Source organism: Paraburkholderia sp. C35, from assembly GCF_003121405.1.
Lineage (GTDB): Bacteria > Pseudomonadota > Gammaproteobacteria > Burkholderiales > Burkholderiaceae > Paraburkholderia.
Genome location: NZ_QBUY01000188.1, coordinates 1 through 8,864, shown reverse-complemented (window position 1 = coordinate 8,864; position 8,864 = coordinate 1). Strand labels below are relative to the sequence as shown.

Annotated in this window: 5 protein-coding genes and 2 pseudogenes; 4 read left to right on the top strand and 3 right to left on the bottom strand. The window is 64.1% G+C overall.

Going from position 1 to position 8,864, the window contains the following annotated elements; translation table 11 throughout:
- From DK391_RS43255 to rbsK, 3 genes are all read right to left on the bottom strand, one after another.
- Positions 1 to 1,296 (bottom strand): sugar ABC transporter ATP-binding protein (locus DK391_RS43255; protein ID WP_109484143.1); only part of this gene is annotated, 1,296 nt, incomplete at its 3' end.
- A 10-nt stretch (positions 1,297 to 1,306) separates the two neighbouring features.
- The gene (rbsD, locus tag DK391_RS43250; protein WP_109484142.1) at positions 1,307 to 1,705 is read right to left on the bottom strand and encodes a D-ribose pyranase; all 399 of its coding nucleotides are present in this window, start codon (positions 1,703 to 1,705) and stop codon (positions 1,307 to 1,309) included.
- Positions 1,702 to 2,592 (bottom strand): ribokinase, encoded by an 891-nt coding sequence (gene rbsK / locus DK391_RS43245; protein WP_109484141.1) that lies wholly within the window; start codon positions 2,590 to 2,592, stop codon positions 1,702 to 1,704. Before rbsK ends, rbsD begins: the two co-directional genes overlap by 4 nt.
- 260 nt (positions 2,593 to 2,852) lie before the next feature.
- Here rbsK and DK391_RS43240 point away from each other — a divergent pair, with 260 nt between their 5' ends.
- From DK391_RS43240 to DK391_RS43230, 4 genes and pseudogenes are all read left to right on the top strand, one after another.
- Positions 2,853 to 4,748 carry an FAD-binding monooxygenase gene (locus DK391_RS43240; protein WP_109484144.1) on the top strand — a complete coding sequence of 632 codons (1,896 nt, stop codon included), beginning with the start codon at positions 2,853 to 2,855 and terminating at the stop codon, positions 4,746 to 4,748.
- Positions 4,749 to 4,767: 19 nt separating this feature from the next.
- Complete coding sequence (locus DK391_RS43235; protein WP_109484140.1) at positions 4,768 to 5,220, top strand: MarR family transcriptional regulator; 453 nt, start codon at positions 4,768 to 4,770, stop codon at positions 5,218 to 5,220.
- Positions 5,221 to 5,400: 180 nt separating this feature from the next.
- Positions 5,401 to 7,416: pseudogene (locus tag DK391_RS45545) on the top strand (hypothetical protein); the annotation flags it as partial.
- Positions 7,408 to 8,864: pseudogene (locus DK391_RS43230) on the top strand (filamentous hemagglutinin); the annotation flags it as partial. The pseudogenes DK391_RS45545 and DK391_RS43230, both read left to right, overlap by 9 nt.

Sequence of the window (8,864 nt, the reverse complement as noted above, 5' to 3'; positions counted from 1 at the left end):
GATCTCGGCCTTGCCGCCCACATCGACGCCGCGCGTCGGTTCGTCGAGCAGCAGCACCTTCGGCGGGCGCGCCAGCCACTTCGCGAACACCACCTTCTGCTGGTTGCCGCCCGATAGCGACTTCACGTCAAGTTCCGCGTCGCGCGTGCGCACGCGCAACTGTTCGATCAGACCATCGACAGCCTGCCGCTCCGCCTTGCTGTCGACAAAACCAAACGTTGCGTAGCTGTCCAGATGCACGAGCGTCGCGTTCTCGCGTACCGACATGCCGAGCACGAGACCTTGCCCCTTACGGTCTTCCGTGACGAAGCCGATGCCCGCCGCAATTGCCGCCGATGCATCGCGCACGTCGAGCGGTTTGCCGTCGAGCGTGACGGTGCCGTGCGTCTTCCGATTGGCGCCGAACAGCGTGCGAAGAATTTCGCTGCGGCCCGCGCCCATCAATCCGGCGATGCCGAGCACTTCGCCCGCGCGCACGTCGAACGAAATGCCAGCGATATTGCCTTCATCGGCGAGATCCCTGACTTGCAGACGCACGTCGCCCGGCTTGTGCTGACGCTTCGGAAAGCGCTCGCCAAGTTCACGCCCGACCATCAGGCGCACGATTTCATCGAAGCTCGTGTCCCTGATCATGCGTTCGCCAACGAAGTGACCGTCGCGCAGCACGCTGATCTTGTCGCAGATGCGGAAGATTTCTTCCATACGATGCGACACATAGACGATGGCCACGCCACGCGCCTTCAGCGTCAGCATGATCTCGAACAGCGTGTCGATTTCGCGGTTGGTGAGCGCAGCGGTCGGTTCGTCCATCACGACCACGCGCGCATCCAGCGACAACGCCTTGGCGATTTCAACCAGTTGCTGCCGGCCAATCGACAACGCGCCCGCTTCCGTCTGCGGATCGATGTCGTTCGCGCCGACCATGTCGAGCCACTTGCGCGCGTCGCGCCGCATGCGCGCGGAATCGACAATACCGAAGCGGCCCGGTTCGCGGCCGAGGAACAGATTCTCCATCACCGTCAGTTGCGGGATGAGGTTCAGCTCCTGGTGAATGATCGCGATGCCGGCACGCTCGGCCTCGACCGTATTGCGGATCTGCGCAGCATGACCATCGATCACGATCTTGCCCGCGTCGGCCTGATAGACGCCGCACAGGATTTTCATCAGCGTCGATTTACCGGCGCCGTTCTCGCCCATCAATGCGTGAATCTCACCCGCACTGATGTGGAAATCGACGCCCTCGAGCACGCGCACCGGTCCGAAGGCCTTGCCGATGCCCTGCATCAACACTTCCATGATGTGCCTCTCAGAAGATCACGCCCGAATGCAGGATCACATTCGCGTAGGGACTGCACTCGCCCGTGCGGATAATCGCTTTCGCGTCCCGCGAGCGCTGCTTGAATGCTTCGTGCGGCACCTGTTCGACGGCGATGCCGTTCGCTGCCATATGCGCGATGCGCTCGACGACGGCGGCATTGTGGTCCGCGCTTTCGCTCGCAAACACCGCACGCTCGACCTTGAAATCCGCCAGCACGCTATCGAGCACGTCGAAAAAGCCCGGCACGTTCAGCGTCAGCGATACGTCAATGCATTCGACGCCATCAGGAATCGGCAGGCCGCAATCGGCGATCACGACGCTGTCGGTGTGACCCATCGATGCCAGCACGCGCGCGATATCGCGGTTCAGATGTCCAAGCTTCTTCATGATTGAGCGTCGAGAAATTGATCGAGTTCAGCGAGCGTCGGCATGCCGCCCTGCGCGCCCGCGCGCGTGACGGACAGCGCGGCGGCGGCATTCGCGCGGCGCACTGCCGTGTCGATGCCGAGACTCCAGAACGCAGCGAGTGCGCCGTTGAAGGTATCGCCCGCGCCCGTCGTATCGACGGCATCGACGCTGAAGCCCGGCTTGTGCACGAGCTGGCCGTTCGCATCGGCGTAAGACACGCCCTCTTCGCCGCGCGTCATCGCGATCTGGCCGGGGCGCTTTTGAAGTTCATCGGCCCAGTCTTCTTCGCGTGTCTGCAAGGCCGTTGCGAGTTCATGCTGGTTCGGCGTGAGCAGTGTCACGAGATCCAGCAGTTCCTGGGTCAATGCAACGGCAGGCGCGGGATTCAGAAAGAACGGCTTGTTGAGCGCGCGGGCGCGGCGTGCAGCATGCAGTACGGTCGCGTACGGCACTTCGAGTTGGGCCAGCACGACGTCGGCCTGTTCGAACGCATCGGCGGCGCGATCGATATCTTCCGGCGACAGTTCATAGTTCGCGCCCGGCACGACGACGATGGCGTTGTCGCCGCCCGTCAGCGTGATCGCGGCAATACCCGTCGCCTCGCGCCCGGTCGTGACGTGCTGCACGTCCACGCCTTCGCGTGCGAGCGTCGCCTTCATCGCTTCACCGAAGGCGTCGGCGCCCACGCGGCCGACCATCGTCACCTGCGCGCCCAGACGCGCCGCAGCGACGGCCTGATTCGCGCCCTTGCCGCCCGGACTCGTCGAAAAGCCTTTGCCGAACCGCGTCTCGCCCAGACGGGGAAACGTGTCCGTGACGACCACCATGTCCATGTTGATGCTGCCCACCACCACTACGCGCGCCATGCCGTTCCTATCAAATGCTCTCGTTGCACCCTGCGAGACTTGCTAAAAATCGCCGTGCTAAAACGTGATCAGCTACGAGGCGCAATTTATAGCAGAGTCGACCGTCACACGGAATAGGACTTAGGGTTTTACCTGATATGACTGGGATTTCTGTTGTCGAACCAGGGTAAACGTCAGTCGGGCTGGATTTTCATTGAAATAGTTGGTGTACGGAGTATATTTCTCATCACGATGACATCCGCAACATGGAGGAAGACAACATGCAATTTCATCTGAACGGTTTCCGCGTCGGCGATCCCACCATCGAACCTGCTGCCGATAGCGCACCGTGCGTCGAGATGCCCGACACCGTCGATGTGCTGATCGTCGGCAGCGGTCCGGCGGGTCTGGTGCTGGCGGCGCAACTGTCGCAATTCCCGTCTGTTCGCACACGTATCGTCGAACGCCGCAGCGGACCGTTGCAGATGGGACAGGCCGATGGTGTCGCGTGCCGCACTGTTGAAATGTTCAACGCGTTCGGCCTGAGCGACCGTCTGCTGCGCGAAGCCTACTGGGTCAACGAGACTGTTTTCTGGCGGCCCGATGCACAGGACCGTGGCGCGATTCGCCGTACCGGCCGTGTTCAGGATACCGAAGCAGGTATGTCGGAGTTTCCGCATGTGATCGTCAATCAGGCGCGCGTGCAGGACTATCTGCTCGACGTGATGCGTCGCTCGGCGCAGCGCCTCGAACCGGACTATGGCCTCGAACTCGTCGACGTGCAACGCGACGATGACGGCGACTATCCCGTGCGTGTGACGTTAAGGCGCACGGACGTTGCACGGCTCGGCGAACAGGTCACCGTGCGGGCGCGCTATGTGGTGGGTTGCGATGGTTCACGCAGTCAGGTGCGCACCGCCATCGGCCAGACGCTGCGCGGCGATGCCGCCAACCATGCGTGGGGCGTGATGGATGCGCTCGCCGTCACCGATTTCCCCGATATTCGCCTGAAGGCGGCTATCCAGTCCGCGAGCAAGGGCAACCTGCTGATCATTCCGCGCGAAGGCGGCTATCTGGTGCGCTTCTACGTCGATATGGGCGAAGTCACGCCGGAGAATCGCGACACCATCAAACAGGCCACTGTCGATCGCATCATCGAAACAGCGCAGCACATCCTGCATCCGTACACGCTCGATGTGAAGGAAGTCGCGTGGTTCTCGGTCTACGAAGTGGGCCAGCGTCTGACCGATCGCTTCGACGACGCCATCGCCGCCGACGGCACCGTTCGCGAGCCGCGCGTGTTCATTGCCGGCGATGCGTGCCACACACACAGCGCGAAGGCTGGCCAGGGCATGAACGTATCGATGCAGGATGGCTTCAATCTTGGCTGGAAACTCGGCGCGGTGTTGCAGGGGCGAAGCGAAATCGACCTGTTGCGCAGCTATTCCGACGAGCGTCAGCCGATCGCACAGGAACTGATCGATTTCGACAAGGAGTGGTCGGCGATGATGGCCGCGCCGCCCAAAGATCCGGCACGCCCGGAAGCGGGCGGTGTCGATCCCGCTGAATTGCAGGCCTATTTCGTTCGCGCCGGACGATACACGGCAGGCGTCGCGACGCATTACCGGCCCGGCATGCTGACGGGCGAAGCGACCTGGCAGGCGCTTGCCAAAGGCTTCACGATCGGCACGCGCTTTCACTCGTCGCCCGTGGTGCGGCTCGCGGATGCGAAGCCCGTGCATCTCGGTCACGCGGCCAGCGCGGACGGCCGCTGGCGTCTGTACGCATTCGCCGACGCGAACCGGCAGGCGCTGGATGCGCTGTGCGAGCATCTTTTGAATTCGCCCGATTCGCTCCTGCGCCGCGTCACGCCCGAGGGCGCCGATATCGACAGCATCTTCGATCTGCGCGCCGTGCTGCAGCAGCCGCATCGCGAAGTGCGCGTCGAGGCGTTGCCCGCGTTGCTCTTGCCACGCAAGGGACGTCACGGCCTGATCGACTACGAGAAGGCATTTACGAGCGACGCAGCGACTGGTATCTTCGGCGAGCGCGGCATCGATCGCGAACGGGGTGCGCTTGTCGTGGTCCGTCCGGATCAATACGTCGCGCATGTTCTTCCACTCGATGCCTATGCGGAACTGACCGACTTTTTCCGGCCAATCTTCCGCATGCGCTAACCGCTGCGACACTCAGAAATTGCCGGCTCAAGACGACAACCCTGACGACAACCCCGAAGCGCTGTCGAAATTCACCGGCAGCCTGGTGCGCCGCGCGCAGCAGCGCCACGTTGCCGTGTGGCTCAGCGAAGTCTCCGCGGACATCACGAGCGTCCAGTACGCGGCGCTCGAGATCCTGCATCGAACGCCCGGTGTCAATCAGCGGCAGCTCGGCGATGAACTCGACGTCGACCGTTCGACCATCGCCGATCTCGTCGCGCGCATGGTGCGCAATGGTTTGATCGAACGGTCCGACGATCCCGTCGACAAGCGCAGCTATGTGCTCTTTCTCACGGCGGACGGCAAGCAGCAACTGGCGACCTTGCGGCCGCGCGTCGAGGAAGTCGAGCGCATTCTCACGGCACGGCTCTCAAAGCGCGAAAGCCAGGAGTTACGGCGTTTGCTGCTGGCACTGCTGCCGCCGCACGAATAGCGCGAACGTAGTGGCTTGACGGCACGCTGCATCGTCTTCTACGATCTCGTCAGCGGTACAGGCCGCTTCCGGGTCCGCGGAAAGAGTCGAACTCACCTGCGAATTGCCATCGCATGATCTCGCCATCCTTTGTGCAGGCGGTGTTGCGGACCGACAGCCTCCCATGCACGAGGATCGACAATGAAGACGCTGCCTTCGCAGGCTCATCCCGACCATCTGAAGAAGCAGGCCAAAGAACTGCTTCGCCTCTATCGCAACGGCGACCCGGCTGCCGTTGCCCGCTTTATCGAATTTCTCCCCGCTGCTGCTCATCGAACGCATGACGAGGTGCTCGCGCTTGGGCTGCGTCTGCACGACGCGCAGTCCTGCCTTGCGCGGGAATATGGTTTCGCGTCGTGGGCGGACCTTCGCCTGTATGTCGAAAGCCGTGGCGTGCAGCGCGAACAGCAGGCGTGGATCCGCCATTGGCTCAGCCTTGTTTATGCCGGCGACGTGGCGGGCAACTATGACGCGGGACGGCCGCGCGTCGCGGCGCGACTGTTGCGCGATCATCCGGCGTTGCCGTCGACGGATGTGTGGGTGGCGTGCGCTTGCGGACAGCTGGACGTGATCGCCGCTGCAGCCGCCGCCGATCCTGGCTGGATCGATCGTGCGGACGGACCGCTGAATCTGCCGCCCCTCGTGGCCGTCACGCATTCGCGCCTCGGGCATCTGCCGGAATTCGCCGAACGGCTGCGCGATTGCGTTAGGTTTCTGCTTCAGGCGGGCGCCGATCCCAATGCGAGCATTGGTAACCGCTATCCGCCTGCTTCGCTGGCATCGCCCGATGAAGCGGAACGGCTGTCCGCGCTATATGGCGCGGCGGGCGTGAATCGCGATACCGTCATGACGGAGATGTTGCTGCAGGCCGGCGCGAATCCCGACGATGGCGAATCGCTCTATCACTCGCTGGAAGCGCCCGACTGCACTCGCCTGCTGCTGGCGCACGGCGCGCGCGTGGGCGGCACGAATGCGCTGCGCCGGGCGCTCGACATGACCGATCCTGCCGCGCTCGAACTGCTGCTGGCGCATGGCGGCGATCCGAACGAACCGGTCGAAGCCGGTCCGACCACGGCATGGGGACCGCCGCTGCTGCGTGCTATCGCCGTGCGGCGCTCGGCGCGTCACATCGCGGCGCTGCTCGATGCGGGCGCCGATCCGCGCGCTTGCACGCCTCACGGTATCAGCGCCTCGCGGCTGGCGATGCAAACGGGACAACATGACGTCGCGGATCTGCTGTGCGCCGCTGGCGCAGACGACACGCCCAGCGCCGCGGACGAGTTCATGGCGGCCTGCGCGCGCGCCGATTCGGTGGAAGCACGGCGCATTCAGGCCGATCACCCCGATCTTGATCTGCCCCGCTCACTTCCTGCCGATCAGCTTCGCTTGCTGCCCGACACAGCGGCATGGGGTTCCGCCGACGCAGTCAGGACCATGGTCGAACGCGGCTGGCCCGTTGCCGCGCGCGGTGGCGACTGGGACGCGACTGCGCTGAACCACGCCGTATTCCGTGGCGACGCCGGATTGACCGCGTTCCTGCTGGCGCACGGCGCGAACTGGCGCGAAACGCATGGCTACGGCTCGGATGTGTTGGGCACGCTGTCGTGGGCGTCATTCAATGAGCCGGAGGCCGGGCAACCGGGCGACTGGCCCGGTTGCGCACGCGCGCTGATCGCGGCGGGACTGCCGGACGCCCAGCGCGATCCATCGGACCCGGATCGCGTGCTGATCGATGGCCGGTGGATGCGGTTTGTTATTGCGAATCCGAACGGGCTGATGGTCGATGGTGGCGGCTTTATCAATACGTCGCGCGCGACGCTCACGACCGGTACGCCAAACTTCGCGGCCGATGGTTCGCTCGCGGGATTCAACGTCACCGGCGGCAATATCACCGTGCAAGGTGCCGGGTTCAACGGCGCGAATATTGACCAGGTTGATCTGCTGGCGCGCGCGGTACAGGCGAATGCGGCGATCTATGCGAAGAACCTGAATGTCGTGACAGGTGCGAACGCGGTCGACTACAACACGCTTGCGGCCACGCCTGTTACGGGCAGCGGCGCTGTGCCCAGCGTGTCAATTGACGTGAGCAATTTGGGCGGGATGTATGCGAACCGTATCGTGCTGGTCGGTACGGAGAACGGCGTCGGCGTGTCGAACAAAGGCGTGCTGGCGGCGCAGGCTGGCGATCTGATCCTGACGACACAGGGCAAGCTGGTGCTCGCCGGTCAGACGAACGCAAGCGGGAACATCACGGCGAGCGCGCACGATGGCATCGACAACAGCGGCACGACCTACGCGCAGCAAAGCGTCAGCACGAGCACGTCGGGCGCGCTCACCAACAGCGGCACGATCGCCGCGCAGCAGAACGCGACCATCAGCGCGGGCAGCGTTGCGTCGACGGGGACGCTCGGCGCAGGCGTGAACGGTGACGGCACGATTGCCGGTTCCGGCGACCTCTCCGTGACGGCGACGGGCGCGATTACCGCTACGGGCCGCAATCAGGGCGGCGGCAGTACGACCATCCATGGCGCGGGCGTCAATCTCGCCGGCCGCAACACGTCGGCGAATGGCGCATTGACAGTTTCCAGTACCGGCAATCTGAACCTGTCGAACGCCACGCCCACGGCGGGCGGTGCGCTTAACGCCAGCGCTGGCGGCACGCTGACGAGTGACGGCGGCAAGCTGTCGGGCAGTTCCGTTCAGGCATCGGCGGCAAACATCTCGAACGTGGGCGGACAGATTGTGTCCGGGTCGACACTCGGCCTCACGGCGGGCGGCACGCTCGCGACCCGTCAGGGCGTGATCCAGTCAGCAGGCGGCGCGACGTTGAATGCGGCTTCGCGCGACAACACGGGCGGACAGATCCTGTCGCTCAATGGCGATGGCCTGAATCTCGGTGTGACGGGCACGCTGCTGAATGGTGTCGGCGGCACGATTGGCGGCAATGGCAATGTCCAGTTGAGCGCGGCCACCTTCACGAATCAGGGCAAGGTGAACGCGCTGCGCGACGCGGTGCTGCGCGCGTGGAATGTGACCAATAGCGGTTCTGTCACGGCGGGCGGCGCATTGAGTGCGACCGCGACGGGCGCACTCAGCAACGTGAACGGGACGCTGTCAGGCTCGGCGACGACCGTCTCAGGTGCGTCCATCGACAACACGAACGGCAGCATCGACGGCGATACGCTTGCCGTCACATCGACAGGCAACCTCATCAACCGCAACGGCAGGCTGACGCAGTACGGCAGCACCGACCAGACGATCAGCGCAGGCGGCACGCTCGACAGCACGGGCGGCACGATTGCATCGAACGCGAACAGCCTGACTGTTTCGGCGAACACGATTACCAATGACAGCGGCACGCTCCAGCAAGCGGGCGCGGGCATGCTCAAGGTCAAGGCGACGGGCGCGCTGTCGAACGTCGGCGGCAAGGTGCAGACGAATGGTGCGCTCACCGTCGCTGGCGCGAAACTCGACAACAGCGGCGGCACGCTCAGCGCGCAACAGGCTGCACAGGTGAATGCGGATGCGGGCGTCGTCAACCGCAACGGCACGCTGTATGGCGACAACGGGCTGACGGTATCCACACAGGGCGACGTCGACAACAC